This is a genomic window from Aeromonas caviae (assembly GCF_000819785.1).
Lineage (GTDB): Bacteria > Pseudomonadota > Gammaproteobacteria > Enterobacterales > Aeromonadaceae > Aeromonas > Aeromonas caviae.
Genome location: NZ_CDBK01000101.1, coordinates 55,870 through 72,036 on the forward strand (window position 1 = coordinate 55,870; position 16,167 = coordinate 72,036).

15 protein-coding genes are annotated in these 16,167 nt (G+C 62.6%); 2 read left to right on the top strand and 13 right to left on the bottom strand.

Annotated features, from left to right (window positions below; genetic code table 11):
- The first annotated feature begins 2 nt into the window (after positions 1–2).
- A complete protein-coding gene (gene gppA / locus BN1120_RS18265) occupies positions 3–1,493 on the top strand; it encodes a guanosine-5'-triphosphate,3'-diphosphate diphosphatase (protein WP_042017418.1) in 1,491 nt (496 codons plus the stop codon).
- 12 nt (positions 1,494–1,505) lie between these two features.
- On the top strand, positions 1,506–1,766 hold the full coding sequence (locus BN1120_RS18270) for a Rho-binding antiterminator (protein WP_041214156.1): 261 nt from the start codon (positions 1,506–1,508) through the stop codon (positions 1,764–1,766).
- Between the two features lie 70 nt (positions 1,767–1,836).
- On the opposite strand, the gene BN1120_RS18275 is transcribed toward BN1120_RS18270, so the two are convergent.
- The 13 genes from BN1120_RS18275 to BN1120_RS18335 form a co-directional block, all read right to left on the bottom strand.
- On the bottom strand, positions 1,837–2,595 hold the full coding sequence (locus BN1120_RS18275; protein ID WP_010672365.1) for a class I SAM-dependent methyltransferase: 759 nt from the start codon (positions 2,593–2,595) through the stop codon (positions 1,837–1,839).
- 51 nt (positions 2,596–2,646) lie between these two features.
- On the bottom strand, positions 2,647–5,214 hold the full coding sequence (locus BN1120_RS18280; RefSeq protein ID WP_039041083.1) for a putative bifunctional diguanylate cyclase/phosphodiesterase: 2,568 nt from the start codon (positions 5,212–5,214) through the stop codon (positions 2,647–2,649).
- 234 nt (positions 5,215–5,448) lie between these two features.
- Complete coding sequence (gene prlC / locus BN1120_RS18285; protein ID WP_042017419.1) at positions 5,449–7,491, bottom strand: oligopeptidase A; 2,043 nt, start codon at positions 7,489–7,491, stop codon at positions 5,449–5,451.
- A gap of 221 nt (positions 7,492–7,712) precedes the next feature.
- Positions 7,713–8,732: a porphobilinogen synthase gene (gene hemB / locus BN1120_RS18290; RefSeq protein ID WP_042017420.1), complete on the bottom strand. Its 1,020-nt coding sequence runs from the start codon at positions 8,730–8,732 to the stop codon at positions 7,713–7,715.
- A 3-nt stretch (positions 8,733–8,735) separates the two neighbouring features.
- Complete coding sequence (locus BN1120_RS18295) at positions 8,736–9,521, bottom strand: TatD family hydrolase (protein WP_010672361.1); 786 nt, start codon at positions 9,519–9,521, stop codon at positions 8,736–8,738.
- Between the two features lie 111 nt (positions 9,522–9,632).
- The gene (tatC, locus tag BN1120_RS18300; RefSeq protein WP_042017421.1) at positions 9,633–10,385 is read right to left on the bottom strand and encodes a twin-arginine translocase subunit TatC; all 753 of its coding nucleotides are present in this window, start codon (positions 10,383–10,385) and stop codon (positions 9,633–9,635) included.
- Entirely contained in the window at positions 10,382–10,840 is a 459-nt protein-coding gene (gene tatB, locus BN1120_RS18305) for a Sec-independent protein translocase protein TatB (RefSeq protein WP_010672359.1), read from the bottom strand. Before tatB ends, tatC begins: the two co-directional genes overlap by 4 nt.
- Before the next feature lie 3 nt (positions 10,841–10,843).
- On the bottom strand, positions 10,844–11,092 hold the full coding sequence (gene tatA, locus BN1120_RS18310) for a Sec-independent protein translocase subunit TatA (protein WP_010672358.1): 249 nt from the start codon (positions 11,090–11,092) through the stop codon (positions 10,844–10,846).
- Between the two features lie 39 nt (positions 11,093–11,131).
- Positions 11,132–12,772 carry a ubiquinone biosynthesis regulatory protein kinase UbiB gene (gene ubiB / locus BN1120_RS18315; protein WP_042017422.1) on the bottom strand — a complete coding sequence of 547 codons (1,641 nt, stop codon included), beginning with the start codon at positions 12,770–12,772 and terminating at the stop codon, positions 11,132–11,134.
- Positions 12,772–13,380, bottom strand: coding sequence for a ubiquinone biosynthesis accessory factor UbiJ (locus BN1120_RS18320; protein WP_042017423.1), 609 nt, complete (start codon positions 13,378–13,380; stop codon positions 12,772–12,774). The genes ubiB and BN1120_RS18320 overlap by 1 nt, the downstream gene beginning before the upstream one ends.
- Before the next feature lie 8 nt (positions 13,381–13,388).
- Positions 13,389–14,141, bottom strand: coding sequence for a bifunctional demethylmenaquinone methyltransferase/2-methoxy-6-polyprenyl-1,4-benzoquinol methylase UbiE (gene ubiE, locus BN1120_RS18325; protein WP_039041078.1), 753 nt, complete (start codon positions 14,139–14,141; stop codon positions 13,389–13,391).
- Positions 14,142–14,206: 65 nt separating this feature from the next.
- On the bottom strand, positions 14,207–14,584 hold the full coding sequence (gene crcB, locus BN1120_RS18330; RefSeq protein ID WP_010672354.1) for a fluoride efflux transporter CrcB: 378 nt from the start codon (positions 14,582–14,584) through the stop codon (positions 14,207–14,209).
- Positions 14,585–14,671: 87 nt separating this feature from the next.
- Positions 14,672–15,937 (bottom strand): cytosine deaminase, encoded by a 1,266-nt coding sequence (locus BN1120_RS18335; RefSeq protein ID WP_042017424.1) that lies wholly within the window; start codon positions 15,935–15,937, stop codon positions 14,672–14,674.
- Between the last annotated feature and the right edge of the window lie 230 nt (positions 15,938–16,167).

Genomic DNA, 16,167 nt, shown 5'->3' on the forward strand with positions numbered 1-16,167 from the left:
AGTTGCACAACTCGCCTCTCTATGCCGCCATCGACCTCGGCTCCAACAGCTTTCACATGCTGGTGGTGCGCGAGGTCGCCGGTGCCCTGCGCACCGTCACCAAGGTCAAGCGCAAGGTACGCCTCGCCGCGGGCCTCGATGCCGATTTTCGCCTCAACCGTGCCGCCATGGAGCGGGGCTGGGATTGTCTGCGCCTCTTCTCCGAGCAGTTGCAGGACATCCCGTCCGACAACATCCGGGTAGTGGGCACCGCCACCCTGCGCCTGGCCACCAACGTCGACGAATTCATCAGCGAAGCGGAACGGGTGCTCAACCACAGCATCGAGATCATTTCGGGCGAGGAAGAAGCCAAGACCATCTATGAAGGAGTCTCCTGGACGTCGGCAGGGGAAGGCAATCGGCTGGTGATCGACATCGGCGGCGCCAGCACCGAGCTGGTGATCGGCGAGCAGAGCGAAGCCAAGCTGCTCAACAGCCTGCACATGGGCTGCGTCACCTGGCTCAACAACCACTTCGGTGATGGCGAGCTCTCCGAGGCGCGCTTCAACCAGGCCATTGCCGCCGCCAAGGCGGTACTGGAGAAAGTGGCTGCGGACTACCGTGTCCTCGGCTGGCGCACCTGCGTCGGCGCCTCCGGCACCGTCCAGGCGCTGCAGGAGATCATGCTGGCCCAGGGCAAGAGCGAGCGGGTCACCCTGCCCAAGTTGCAAGAGCTGATGGGTCAGGCCATCGCCTGCGGCAGACTCGATAAGTTGCAGCTCGAAGGGCTGGCGGCCGAACGGCTGACCGTGTTCCCCTCCGGTCTCGCCATCCTGATCGCCATCTTCGAGACCCTCGACATCGAGAGCATGACCCTGGCGGGCGGTGCACTGCGTGAAGGGCTCATCTACGGCCTGCTCGGCAACAATCACGACTGTGATGCCCGGGATCGCACCGCCGACAGCCTGATCAGCCGCTACCAGCTCGACAAGGAGCACGCCGAGCGGGTCCGCGACACCGCCATCGAAGCGTTCACCCAGTTGCAGCCGGCCTGGCGCCTCTCCAAGCGCTACGGTCGCCCGATCCTGCGCTACGCAGCCCTGCTGCACGAAATCGGTCTGTGCATCGAGTACAAGAAGGCGCCGCAGCACGCCGCCTACATCATCGACAACATCGACATGCCGGGCTTCACCCCCGCGCAGAAGAAGCTGCTGTCGGCCCTGCTGTTCAACCAGCGGGATGAATTCAAGCTGGAGCCGCTGGAGAAACAGGGCGCCGTCACCGGTCGCCAGGCGATCCGGTTGGCCCGCATCCTGCGCATCTCCCTCATCCTCTGCATGCGCCGGACCCAGGGCACTGTGCCCAGGTTCATGCTGCAAGCCGATGAAGATGCCCTGACCCTGACCCTGCCCAAGGGCTGGCTGGACGAGCACTACCTGCGCGCCAGCGAGCTGCGCCTCGAGGTGGAGCGCCAGCAGAAGATGGGCTGGTCCACCCGGCTGCTGGAAGCCTGAGGCGCACACCCCATGGCCGATTACCAACCCGTCAGCTGTGACCTGTACGACTGGCTGGAGATCGCCGCCAGCTGGCAGCTGCCCGTCACGATCACCGACCGGGATGGACGAACCTGGGCGGACAGGATCCGCACCATAGAAGCCAGCGACGGAGTGGAATATCTGCTGCTGGAGCGCGCTGAGCGCCTCAGCCTGGCGGACCTGGCGACCCTGGAACTCGTCTGGCAAGGGGAAGAAAAGCGGATCCACTTCGCCCCACCCCGCAGCCAATGAATAGCAAGAGGGCCAACCTGATCAGGTTGGCCCTCTTCGTTTGACGCTCAGACTCCCTGCCAGTCGCCACTCAACTCGCCAGCGCCGCCATCACGTAGACGTCGAAGCGGTTGCTCTTGGTCTCGATGGCCATGCTGGGCTTGTGCTCGTTGAGCCAGCCCGCATAGTCGGGCCGCTTCACCACCACCCGCTTGTCAGCCATCCTGAGCGCCGCCGGCAGCAGAGCATCCGCGTCGAGATCCGCCCCCACCAGGGACTGGAACACCCGCATCTCTTTTTTCACCAGCGCCGACTTCTGCTTGTGGGGGAACATGGGGTCCAGGTAGATGACCTCCGGCCGCTCGGTCAGCGCCAGCAGGGTTTCCACCGCCGGGCCTTGCAGCAGTTGCATCCGCTCGCGCACCCAGGGGCCTATCTCGGGATCCTGCCCCGCCCGGGTCAGACCGTCCTGGAGCAGGGCCGCCACCACGGGGCTGCGTTCGATCAGGGTCACCTTGCAGCCGAGGGAGGCTAGCACGAAGGCATCGCGCCCGAGCCCGGCGGTGGCATCCACCACGGTCGGCATGGCTCCCGACTTCAATCCTACTGCCTTGGCGATGGACTGGCCGCGCCCGCCACCGAACTTGCGCCTATGGGCCACCGCCCCTTCCACGAAGTCCACATAGACGGCTCCCAGCTTGGGTTCGTCCAGCTTGCGCAACTCCAACCGCGATTCGGTCAGCACCAGGGCGAAGGGAGCGGGAAACGCCACGTCGGCAAGGCGCTGGCGCAGGGCGTCGAGCTCGCCATCGCGGGCGGGCACTTCACTGAAAACCTGAATATGGGGCATAACATGGACTCATCACGGCGCAGAAGCCGGCATGATAGCAGAAGCGGGGGGTCAGCTCACCGTGGTCAGATTCGCCAGGTTCATTCCCTGACGGTTGAGACTCAGGTACTCGGTCAGATCGTCGAAGGGCAGCGGGCGGCTGAGCAGATACCCCTGGGTGAAGGCGCACCCCTTCTGGCAGAGGAAATTGAGCTGCTCCCGGGTCTCCACCCCTTCGATCACCACCTGCATGCCGAGGTTGTGCACGATGTTGATGATGCCGTCGAGCAGCAGGCGATCCTGCTCGTTGAAGGGAATATGGCGCACGAAGGAGCGATCGATCTTCACCAGATCCACCGGGAAGGTACGCAGGTAGTTCAGTGCCGAGTAGCCGGTGCCGAAGTCGTCGATGGCCAGCTTGCAGCCCGCCTCGCGCAGGGCATCGATCCGCACCCTGTGCTGATCGCTGGTCTCCATCAGCAGGGATTCGGTGATCTCGATGATGATGTCCGCCGGATCCAGCTCGAAGTGGCGGATCACCCTGAGCCACTCGTTGGCCTCCGGGTCTATGGTCTGGAACTCCAGGGTGGAGCGGTTGATGGACATCTGCAGATCCGGGAAGCCGGACTGCTGCAATCTGGCCAGATCCCGGCAAGACTGCCACAGCACCAGGGCACCCAGCCCCTGGATGAGCCCCGCCTCTTCCGCCAGCGGGATGAAATCCGCCGGTGAGACCTGACCCCAGTGGGGGTGATACCAGCGCACCAGGGCCTCCAGCTTGGCGACCCGGCCGCTGCGGTTGTCCCAGATGGGCTGGTAGGCCATGGTCAGCTGGCCCAGCTTGATGGCCTCCGCCAGATCGTGCTGCATCTGGTGGCGCTGACTCACCTCTTCCCGCATGGAGGCGTTGTAGGTGCCGAGGGGACGTCCCTGGCGCTTGGCGACGAACAGGGCCTGCTCGGCATTGCGCAAGAGCTCGTCGCTGTCGCCGCCGTCATTGGGACAGAGGGTGATCCCCAGGGTGGCGGTCACATAGAGGTGCTGGTTGGCCAGCATGAAGGGACGGGCAAAGCCGCCGATCACCTGCTTGGCAAACACCTCGGCCTGACGGCGGTTGACGATGCCGGGCACCAGGAAGGCAAATTCGTCGCCGCCGATGCGGGCCACCAGATCCTCGGTGCGCACCCGGCTCACCAGCCGGTCCGATACCTCCCGCAGCAGGGCGTCGCCCACATGGTGATCCATGCTGTTGTTGACCGCCTTGAAGTTGTTGAGGTCGAGCACCATGAGGGCGAAGCGCTCCCCGCGCTCGCAGAAGCGGGCCAGACAGCGACCGAACAGCCAGCGGTTGGGCAGGCCGGTGAGGTTGTCGTAGTTGGCCTGGGCGGCGATCTTCTGCTCCGCCAGCTTGGTCTGGGAAAGATCGCTGAAGATGGCGATGTACTGACTGATCTTGCCCCCTTCCCGCACGGCGCTGATCATCAGCTGCTGGGGATAGAGCTTGCCGTTCTTGCGCTTGTTCCACACCTCCCCACGCCAGATCCCCACCCGCTCCAGGGCGTGGTACATGTCCGCATAGAAGGTCTGATCGTGTAGTCCGGACTTGAGCATGCTGGGCCGCTGGCCACACGCCTCCTCCTCGCTGTAACCGGTGATCTTCTCGAAGGCCGGATTGACCGAGATGATGCGACTGTCGGCATCGCACACCAGAATGGCTTCGGATAGGTTGTCATAGACCCGGTGGGAGAGCTTGAGCTGCTCCGCATGGCGCCTGATGGGATCGATATTCTCCAGCACCACCATGAGATAGTCGGGGTGCATCTGCTCGTTGCGGATCAGGGTCACCGTCACCCGTCCCCACAGGACGGTCCCATCCCGATGGAGATAACGCTTCTCCTGGGTAAACGCGGGACGCTCTCCCCGCTTGAGGGCGTCGTAGAGCGCAATACTGGTCTGCCAGTCGTCCGGATGGTTGATTTCGGCGACGGTGAGCTGTTGCAGCTCCTCCTGGCTGTAGCCGAGCATCTTCTCGATGGCCGGGTTCGCCCAGAGGATCTTGCCGCCCAGATCCACCTTGCCGATGCCCACGGGCGCATGGGACATCATGGTGTCCAGGAAGTGGTGATGTTCCGGTTGCGCCGGCTGCTCCTGGCTCTGGCGCTGCTGATACATCAGCGCCAGTTCACGACCGGCGAGCGGGGCCAGCAGACGCAGCAGGCCCACTATCTTCTCCATTCTCGGCATGGCCCGCTTGAACATGACGCTGCACAGGCCGATGGTCTCTCCCTCGGCGTTCTTGAGCGCGACGCCGGCATAGGCTCTCACCTCGCAGCGCTCCAGCACGGCGGCGTGGGGGAACAGCTGGCGGGTGCGATCACTGAACCAGGCTTCACCCTGTTGCATGGCGATCTCCCCCGGAGTGTCGGCGAGGGGGAAGCTGTAGGCGTTGATGTCGAGGGAGGCGGGATAGGCGGCATGCACGGTAAAGAACAGACCCGCCTGATCCTTGCCGGACACCAGGACGAAGTCAGCCCCCACCGCGTTGGCGATTTCACTCACAAAGGCATCAAAATATCCCTGACCACTCGAATGAGACAGGCTGGAGATGATTTGATAGACAGACTCGAGTGCTCGCCTCATGGCAAGGTTCTTTCTCTCCCTGGAAGGTAGAACCCGACTCTACTGAAGAGGCGGGGACAGTGCAAACATGCACTCCGCAAGATATTAAAAAGGCTTGGAAAAAGGGACCAAAAGGTCCCTTTTTCTATCAAAAATCACGTTTCGATCCCACTATGTCGCAAATGTGTACCTGCTTGAAGCTCCCGCAGTGGCGCGGCAGCTCATCCAATCGAGGCTCACTGTGGCGGCGGGACCTCACGCGGCGATACCGCTGTGACGCAGCAGCGCATCCACCTGGGGCTCCCGGCCACGGAAGGCACGGAACAGCTCCATCGGCTCCCTGGAGCCGCCCTTTTCCAGAATGTTCTTCAGGAAGGAGTGGCCCGTGGCCGGGTTGAAGATCCCCTCCTCCTCGAAGCGGGAGAAGGCGTCGGCAGAGAGTACCTCGGCCCACTTGTAGCTGTAGTAGCCCGCCGCGTAGCCGCCCGCGAAGATGTGGGAGAAGCTGTGCTGGAAGCGGTTGAACGCCGGAGGCGTCATCACGGCGACCTGGCTGCGCACCTCAGCCAGCAGCGCAGGGATCTGATCCGCTCTGGTCGGGTCAAAGGTCTGGTGCAGACGGAAGTCGAACAGGGCGAACTCCAGCTGGCGCAGCATCTGCATCGCCGCCTGGAAGTTGCGGGCGGTCAGCATCTTCTCCAGCAGATCGGCGGGCAGCGGCTCCCCGCTCTCGTAATGGCCGGAGATGAAGGCCAGCGCCTCGGATTCCCAGCACCAGTTCTCGAGGAACTGGCTCGGCAGCTCCACCGCATCCCAGGCCACGCCGTTGATGCCGGCCACGCCGGCCACATCGATGCGGGTCAGCATGTGGTGAATGCCGTGGCCGAACTCGTGGAACAGGGTGACCACTTCGTTGTGGGTGAACAGGGCCGGCTTGCCGTCCACCGGGCCGTTGAAATTGCAGGTCAGGTAGGCCACCGGCTTTTGCAGGGAGCCGTCCTGACGGTAGCGGCGACCCAGGCAGACATCCATCCAGGCGCCGCCCTGCTTGTGCTCGCGGGCGTAGAGATCCAGGTAGAAGCTGCCGCGCAGCTCGTCATCGGCGTCAAAGATGTCGTAGAAGCGCACATCCGGGTGCCAGGTGTCGATGCCGAGACGCTCGCGCACCTTCATGCCGAACACCCGCTTGACCACCTCGAACAGCCCCTTCACGACCCGACCGGCGGGGAAGTAGGGACGCAACTGCTCATCAGAGACCGAAAACTTGTGCTGTTTGAGCTTTTCTGCGTAATAGGCAAGATCCCAGGCCGCCAGTTCGTCCTGACCGTGCTGCTCGGCGGCAAAGGCGCGGATCTCCTCCAGCTCCGCCTTGCCTTGGGGCAGGGACTTGGCAGCCAGGTCGGTGAGGAAGTCCACCACCTGCTCCGGCTTGTCCGCCATCTTGGTCGCGAGGGAGAGCTCGGCATAGTTGGCAAAGCCCAGCAGTCGGGCCAGCTCCCGGCGCAGGGTGAGCAACTCGGTCATGATGGCGGAGTTGTCCCACTTGCCGGCGTTGGGGCCCTGGTCGGAGGCGCGGGTGGTGAAGGCCTCATACAGCTCGGCACGCAGGGCGCGGCTGTCGGCGTACATCATCACCGGCAGGTAGGAGGGGATGTCCAGGGTGAACAGCCACCCCTCCTTGCCCTTGAGTTCGGCCATCTGGCGCGCGGCAGCCTGGGCGCTCGCGGGCAGACCGGCCAGCTCGGCCTCGTCGGTCACCAGCTTGTGCCAGCCCTGGGTCGCGTCCAGCACGTTGTTGCTGAAACGGGAGGCGAGCTCCGAGAGGCGGGCCTGGATCTCGCCGTAACGCTGCTGCGCCTCGGCAGGCAGACCGATGCCGGAGAGGCGGAAATCGCGCAGGGTGTTCAGGATTTCCTTGCGCTGGGCATCATCCAGCCGGGGGAAGTCATCGCTCTCGGAGAGGGCCAGATAGGCTTGATAGAGCCCTTCATGCTGACCGACATAGGTCTGGAATTCGGACAGCAGCGGCAGGCAGGCATCGTGAGCCGCTCGCAGCGCCTCGCTGTTCTGCACGGCATTGAGGTGGCTGATGGGGGACCAGATCCGGGAGAGGCGGTCGTTGACCTCTTCCAGCGGGGCGATCAGGCTGTCCCAGGTGTGAGGCTCCTTCTGGGCCAGCACATCCTCAATCTTCTGTTTGCAATCGGCGATGGCCTGCGTCACGGCAGGTTGCACCTGATCGGGCTGGATCTGGCTGAAGGGAGGCAGCGAGTCCATTGTCAGCAAAGGGTTAGTCATCTGCGGTACCTCTAAATGCTCTGCAGCCCCTGCCGTCCAGAAGCCTGCTTGGACCATCTAAGATGTAGGCAGAAACCCCATTTATCAAGCCTTTGCCGCCAAGAGACGGGCTTGTTGCCCACTTTTTCAGGCATTTTGTTCATAAAACCAGCACTTCATCTGCCAGAGACGACAATGCCGGCCCGAGGGCCGGCATTGTGAGGGCATGGACACTCCCCGCCTCAGCGTCGGGCGTCCTCTTTCAACCACTGGGCGACCCGCTTGGCGAAGTAGGTGAGGACGCCATCGGCCCCGGCCCGCTTGAAGCAGAGCAGGGATTCCATCACGCACTCCTTCTCCTTGAGCCAGCCGTTCTGGATCGCCGCCATGTGCATGGCGTACTCGCCGCTCACCTGATAGGCGAAGGTCGGCACGCCGAACTGATCCTTCACCCGGCGGATGATGTCCAGGTAGGGCATGCCCGGCTTGACCATGACGCTGTCCGCCCCTTCGGCGATGTCGAGGGCCACCTCGTGCAGGGCTTCGTTGCCGTTGGCCGGGTCCATCTGGTAGGTGGCCTTGTTGCTCTTGCCGAGGTTGGCGGCGGAGCCCACCGCATCGCGGAACGGGCCGTAGTAGTGGGAGGCGTACTTGGCGGAGTAGGCCATGATCTGCACGTTGACGAAGCCGTTCTCCTCCAGCGCCGCGCGGATGGCACCGATGCGGCCGTCCATCATGTCGGACGGTGCCACCATGTCGGCCCCGGCGGCGGCATGGGAGAGCGCCTGCTTCACCAGGATCTCGGTGGTGATGTCGTTCTGCACATAGCCTTCGTCATCGATGATGCCGTCCTGGCCATGGGTGGTGAAGGGGTCGAGCGCCACATCGGTGATGACCCCGAGCTCCGGGAAGCGCGCCTTGAGGGCACGGGTCGCCCGCTGGGCCAGGGCATCCGGGTTGTAGGCCTCTTCCGCCATCAGACTCTTTCTCTCCAGCGGCGTCACCGGGAACAGGGCCACCGCCGGCACACCCAGGGCCACCAGTTCGGCGGCCTCTTCGAGCAGCAGATCGATGGAGAGCCTGTCCACCCCCGGCATGGAGGCAACGGCCTCTCGCTGACCCTCCCCCTCCAGCACGAACACGGGATAGATGAGATCGTCGACGGTCAGTACGTTTTCGCGCACCAGGCGGCGGCTGAAGTCATGTTTGCGCACCCGGCGCAGGCGACGGCCCGGGAAGGCCCCCGGAAGAGTTGTGGCCATGAATCACTCCAAAAGCGGAAGTTGGAAGAATGCGGCGGAGGTGGCCCGGGTATGGGCCAGCAAGGCCTCGGGCGCTTCACCACGGCAGGCCGCCACCACCTGGGCGATGTGCGGCAAAAAAGCGGGTTCGTTGCGTTTGGGCCTGGGTTTCAGATCCCGCGGCACCAGGTAGGGGGCGTCCGTCTCTATCATCAGGCGACCCGCCGGAATGCGGGCCACCTGCTCGCGCAGCAGCTGGCCACGGCGCTCGTCACAGAGCCAGCCGGTCACCCCGATATGCAACCCCAGCGCCAGGCACTCGTCCAGCTCGGCATCGGAGCCGGTGAAGCAGTGCAGCACGGCCCCCGGCAGGCGGGGCAACCAGGGGCGCAGGATCTCGACGAATTTGTCATGGGCATCGCGGCAGTGCAGAAACACCGGCATCCCGAGCTCGGCGGCGAGCGCCAGCTGGGCGTCAAACACCGCGTCCTGCACTGGACGGGGGGAGAAGTCCCGGTTGTAGTCGAGACCGCACTCGCCGATGGCCACCACCTGGGGCAGGGCCGCCAGTTCGCGCAAGGCGGGCAGGGTCTCCTCATCGACGCTCTTGGCATCGTGGGGATGTACCCCGGCGGTGGAGAAGCAGTAACCGGGCCAGCGGGCGGCCAATGCGGCGCTCTCGCGGCTGCCGGCCAGATCGGTGCCGGTCAGGATCAGGGCTTCCACCCCGGCGGCGCGCGCGCGTTCCACCAGGTCGGCCTGTTCGCCTGCGAACTGGCTGCTGGTCAGGTTCAAACCGATGTCGATCATGGAGTCAGGGGTTCCGGACAAACGAGGTGCATATCAGGCATTTGAAAACCATCTACTCGATGGGGCCTTACCATACGCCTCGAACGGATGCATGAAAAGAGGAAGGGAGCCTCAGCTCCCCTCTTCCGTTTGTTGCTGCTCCTCGTCCTCTTTCTTCACGTAAAAGCGGGCGAAGAACAGACCTATCTCCCACAGGCCCCACATGGGGATCGCGAGCAGGGTCTGGGAAAATACATCGGGCGGCGTCAGCAACATACCGACCACGAAGACCCCGACGATGACGTAGGGGCGCTTCTCCTTCAGGCTCCTGGGGGTGGTCACCCCGGTCCAGCAGAGCAGTATGGTGGCCACCGGGATCTCGAACGCCACCCCGAACGCGAAGAACAGGGTCAGCACGAAGTCCAGGTAGCTGGCGATGTCGGTCGCCACCGTCACCCCGGCGGGGGCGGTACTGGTGAAGAAGCCGAACACCAGGGGGAACACCACGTAGTAGGCGAACGCCATCCCCGCATAGAACAGCACGGCGCTGGAGGCCACCAGGGGCAGGATCAGCCGCCGTTCGTGCTGGTACAGACCGGGTGCGATGAAAGCCCAAGCCTGATAGAGCAGATAGGGGATCGCCACGAAGAAGGAGACCACCAGGGTCAGCTTGATGGGCGTGATGAAGGGCGTCGCCACATCCGTCGCTATCATGCTGGTGCCTGCCGGCAACTGGCTGAGCAGCGGCTGGGCCACGAAGTCGTAGATGTTGTTGGAGAAGTAGATGAGCGCGATGAACACCAGCAGGATGGCGGTGATGGAACGCAGCAGACGGGTTCTCAGCTCCACCAGATGGCTGATGAGGGGCTGTTCTGCCTGACTCATGGCTTCACCTCCCCTTTGGCTGCGGACTCGCTGGCGGGCACAGGCTCGCTCTCTCGCTGGCTGTTGACCGGTGGCACCTCTGGGGTCGCAGGCACCGAGGCAGCCACCGGAGTGGCTGGCTCAGCCTGGGCGGGCTCCCGAGGCGGGCGGATCTCGTTCTCCCCCTGATAGGGACGATTCACCGACTGGGCGGCCGCTTTCAACTGCTCGATGGACTCCTGCAGCTCAGGGCTCAGGTTGTTCATCTGCAACCGTTCGGCCTTCTTCAGGTCGTTGTGCAGATCCTGCAACTTGAGCTCCTGCTCCAGCTCGGCCTTGACCGAGTTGGCGGTGCTGCGGATCAGCCTTATCCAGTGGCTGGCGGTGCGGATCGCGACCGGCAACCGCTCGGGACCCAGCACCACCAGGGCGACGACGCCGATGACGACCAGTTCCCAAAAACCGATGTCGAACATGGCTTAGGCCTGATCTTTGTCTTTCTGCTTGGCGGCTTCGGCGTTGCTGGCCGTCTCGTTCAACTGCTTGGTCGGGAACTCGGCATCTTTCTGCTCGGGTTTGGTGTCGGCCGGCTCATCGGAGAGCGCCTTCTTGAACCCCTTGACCGCCGCGCCCAGATCGCCGCCGATACCGCGCAATTTTTTGGTGCCAAACAACAGCACGACGATGACTGCGATGATCAACAACTGCCAAATACTGATACCACCCATGATTTTCTCTCCGGATAGGCGCCCGATGGCGCAGGTTATTTAATGGGAACGGGTTCGCAACCAACCCAGCAGCCAGCATAACCCGGCGCCGGCGAGGCTGATTTGTCCCCACTCAATGTGTTGTTTCTGGGTCAGCAAGAATACACCCGCGAGCAGCAGGCTGGCTCCAACCCCTAAGAGGTAGCGGGCCTGCCCCTGACGGCGACTGTGGCGACGGAAATCGGCAAACATCTGGTCGAAGTGGTGCTGCTGATGGCGGGCCTGACGCAGGGTCTCATAGACCAGCTCCGGCAGCTCCGGCAGTTTCTCCGCCCAGAACGGCGCCTTCTCCTTGATGGCATTCCATACCGCCTTGGGGCCGACCTGCTCGTGCATCCAGTTCTCCAGATAGGGCTTGGCGGTCTGCCACAAATCCAGCTGGGGATAGAGCTGGCGACCCAGCCCTTCCACATAGAGCAGGGTCTTTTGCAGCAGCACCAGCTGCGGCTGCACCTGCATGTTGAAGCGACGGGCGGTGTTGAACAGATTGAGCAGCACGTGGCCGAAGGAGATCTCGGAGAGCGGTTTCTCGAAGATGGGCTCCAGCACGGTGCGGATGGCGAACTCGAACTCGTCCACCTTGGTATCGGGCGGTACCCAGCCTGACTCCACGTGCAGCTCGGCCACACGGCGGTAGTCGCGATTGAAGAAGGCGAGGAAGTTCTCCGCCAGGTAGCGCTTGTCTTCCCGGTTGAGGGTGCCGACGATGCCGCAGTCGATGCCGATCCAGAGCGGATTCTCCGGGTGTTCGAAAGAGACGAAGATGTTGCCCGGGTGCATGTCGGCGTGGAAGAAGCTGTCGCGGAACACCTGGGTGAAGAACACCTCCACTCCGCGCTCGGCCAGCAGCTTCATGTTGGTGCCGTTGGCTTCCAACGCCGCAATGTCGGAGACCGGAATGCCGTAGATCCGCTCCATCACCAGCACCTGCTCGCGGCAGTGCTCGGTGAACACCTCGGGCACGTAGAGCGCCTCGGAGCCGGTGAAGTTGCGGCGCAACTGGATGGCATTGGCCGCTTCGCGCATCAGGTTGAGCTCGTCGAGTATGGTCTTGCGATACTCCTCCACCACCTCGACGGGGCGCAGTCGTCCGCTCTGGGGCACGAAACGGGCCACCAGACGGGCCAGGGCCTGCATCAGGCGCAGGTCGGCCTCAATGACCGGCTCGATATCGGGACGGATCACCTTGATGACGATCTCGCGGCCGTTCTCCTTCAACCGGGCGGTGTGCACCTGGGCGATGGAGGCGGATGCCAGCGGCGTCTCGTCGAAGTCATCGAACAGGGTCTCGACGGGGCAACCCAGGCTCTCTTCTATCTGGCGACGGGCGGCCTGACCACAGAAGGGAGGCACCCTGTCCTGCAGCAGGGCCAGCTCTTCGGCAATGTCGGGGGGCAGCAGGTCTCGGCGGGTCGAGAGCATCTGGCCGAACTTGATGAAGATGGGGCCCAGGGCCTCGAAGGCGAGGCGAATGCGGGCGCCACGGCTCATGCCTTGTTGCTTGTTCTTGAGCCAGAACAGACTGCGACGGGCCAGACGGCCAGGCCAGGGCTGATAACGGGCGGGCACCAGCTCGTCGATGCCCTGTTCCAGCAGGATGCTGACGATGCGATAGAGGCGTTTGAACTCCTTCGGGGTCATCAGCTCACCTGCTGTTCGAGGCGGGCAAGCCGCAACTCGATCGCCTTCATCTGTTGGGCCAGCTCTTCGACATCGTCATTGAAGCTCGCCACTTCCAGCGGACCCGGGGCAAGCCTCGCCTCCTCGGTCAGATACTCGGCCACTTGACGCTGGGAACGGCACAACTCTCGCCCCACAAAACGGCGAGCCTGACGAGCACCACTGCACAGGGTGTGGGCCACCACATCGCCGGTGTAGCGGGACAGCTCCTCTTCCCAGTCGATATCGAGCTCGCCAAGCAGGGCGCTGAATGCCTGCACCAGCTGGGGGTCACCGCTCAGGTCCAGCTTCTCCTCGCGGATGTAGCGGGTCAGGGCGGAAGGCTCCTTGAGCAGACCGAGGGCGGTCAGGGAGAGGCTCAGCACCGCATCCGCCTCCCCTTCAAACATGGCCAGCACATCCAGACGGCGCTCCGAGAAGACAAACCAGAGCGGCTTGAGCTCGCGCAGCTCCAGTTTGAGTACCTTGCCCGTCAGCTTGCGCAAGCGCTCCGGGCTCTGTTTGTCCAAGGCCAGCAACTGGTTGAGGCTGGTTTCGATCACCGCGGTGACCATGGCATCCATCGGCATAGGCGACCTTAAAACTTGTAACCGCGGTGCAGGGCGACCACGCCCTGGGTCAGGTTGTAGAACTCAACCTGCTCGAACCCGACATTCTCCATCATGCCTGCCAGGGTCTGCTGATCCGGGTGCATGCGGATGGATTCCGCCAGGTATTTGTAACTTTCGCTGTCATTCGCGACGATTTCGCCCATTTTCGGCAGCAATTTGAAGGAGTAGAGATCATACAGCTTGGCGATCACTTCGCTCACCGGCTTGGAGAACTCCAGCACCAGCAGGCGGCCACCCGGCTTGAGCACCCGGAACATGGAGGCAAGCGCCTTGTCCTTGTCGGTGACGTTGCGCAGGCCGAAGCCGATGGTGATGACGTCGAAATGGTTGTCAGGGAACGGGAGCGCCTCGGCATTGGCCTGCACATAGGAGACGTTGTTGGCCACCCCCAGGTTACGCAGTTTGTCGCGGCCCACTTTCAGCATGGAGTCGTTGATGTCCGCCAGGACCACCTGACCGGTCTCGCCCACGATGCGGGAGAACTTGGCGGTCAAATCCCCTGTGCCGCCAGCCAGATCCAGCACCTTCTGTCCTTTGCGGACACCGGAGCAGTCGATGGTAAAGCGCTTCCAGAGGCGATGGATGCCGAACGACATCAGATCGTTCATCAGATCATACTTGGCCGCTACCGAATGAAAGACACCGGCGACCAGGGTTTCCTTCTCGGTCGCTGCCACGGTTTTATAGCCAAAATGCGTAGTAGTAGTCTGTTCCGACATCCCTCAAATACCCATAGAGCAAAGAATGGCCGCCAGTTTACCAGAGCCGATGGCGTGCGGACACCTCAAACCCGGCTTGCGACCAACTGCATCCCCAGCACGACCATGGCCAGACAGAGGAACAGATTGAGACCGATATTGAGCAGCGCCTTCAGATAGGCCCCTTGCTGGGCCAGCACGACCGTATCGAGGGCAAAGGAGGAGAAGGTGGTCAGGGCGCCGAGGATACCCACCATCAGCAATGGCTTCATCGGGTGTTCAACCACGTGACCATGGCTGATCAGGGCATAGGCAATCCCCATGATGAAGGAACCCACCACGTTGACCACCAGGGTGCCATAGGGAAAGTGGCGTCCCAGCAGCCAGGCCATCAGTTCGGCGATGCCAAAACGCAGGCAGGCACCGAAGGCGCCTCCGGCAGCGACAAATAACCAGGTTTGCATCAAGCAGGCTCCAAGAGTGTCAGATTGGCATTATGCAAAATGTCGGCAGCAGGGGACAGCCGGGCAATTAATCGACCCGGCTAGACCCTAGCGGCGAAAGTCTACCGATTCTGCATTCACAAGATGGAGGGTCGTCTCGGCCGGGCGAGTATCGGCGATGACTCTGCCATGGCGGATGGAATAACGCACCGGCACCTGGCGGCGCACCGCATCGAAACCATTCTCTGCAGGAAGGATCAGCAGGTTGGCGGGCTTGCCCACCTCGATGCCGTAGCGATCCTGCACGTTCAGGGTGCGGGCACTGTGACAGCTGATCAGCTTGAGACTGTCGTTGATCTGTTCGTAGCCCATGATCTGGCAGACATGCAGCCCCATGTGCAGCACCTGCAACATGTTGGCCGTGCCCATGGGATACCAGGGATCGAACACGTCGTCGTGGCCGAAGCAGACGTTGATGTTCGCCTCCAGCATCTCCTTCACCCGGGTGATGCCACGGCGCTTGGGATAGCTGTCGAAGCGCCCCTGCAGGTGAATGTTCACCAGCGGATTGGCCACGAAGTTGATGTCCGCCATCTTCAGCAGCCTGAACAGCCGCGACGCATAGGCACCGTTGTAGGAGTGCATGGCGGTGGTATGACTGGCGGTCACCCGATGACCCATGCCGCGCTCGTAGGCCAGGGTTGCCAGCGTCTCGATAAAACGGGACTGTTCGTCATCGATTTCGTCGCAATGCACATCCACCAGAACCTGATATTTCTCCGCAAGATCGAAGACGTAGTGCAGACTTTCGACCCCGTACTCCCGGGTAAACTCGAAATGGGGGATGGCGCCTATCACGTCGGCGCCCAGTTTGAGAGCCTCTTCAAGTAACGCCTTGCCGTTGGGGTAGGAGAGGATCCCCTCCTGTGGGAAGGCCACTATCTGCAGATCCACCCACGCCTTCATCTCCTCCCGCACCTCCAGCATCGCCTTCAGGGCGACCAGATTGGGGTCGGAGACATCCACGTGGGTACGTACAAACTGGATGCCGTTGGCAATCTGCCATTTCAGTGTCTGGATGGCGCGTTGTTTCACATCCTCATGGGTCAGCAGCGCCTTGCGCTCGGCCCAACGCTCGATCCCCTCGAACAGGGTGCCGGAGAGGTTCCAGCTCGGCTCGCCAGCCGTCTGGGTGGTATCGAGGTGAATGTGCGGTTCGATAAAGGGGGGGATGACAAGGCCTTGCTCACCATCAAGCTCGCGGGCAGAGAGCAGCTGAGTGCTCATGGGCTCGATGGCCCGGATCACGCCTCCCTGACAGAGGATTTGCCACATCCCTTCCCTGCCCGCCAGACGCACATTCCTAATCAGCATGTTCTTCCCCTTCGAAAGCGTGGTTGTCTTTGCCAATCCACAACTTAGCCCGGATCCCTTTAATAGAGAAGCGCCGCCCGGAAAGCATACGGGATAGAAAGGGAAGATATCTCAACAACAAGAAGGTGTGACATTGCAGGACTGCAATTTGCGATGGATGGCCGAAAGGCACATACAAAAAAGCCTCCCGATTGGGAGGCTTTTTTATTTAATGGTGCTGATACCCAGAA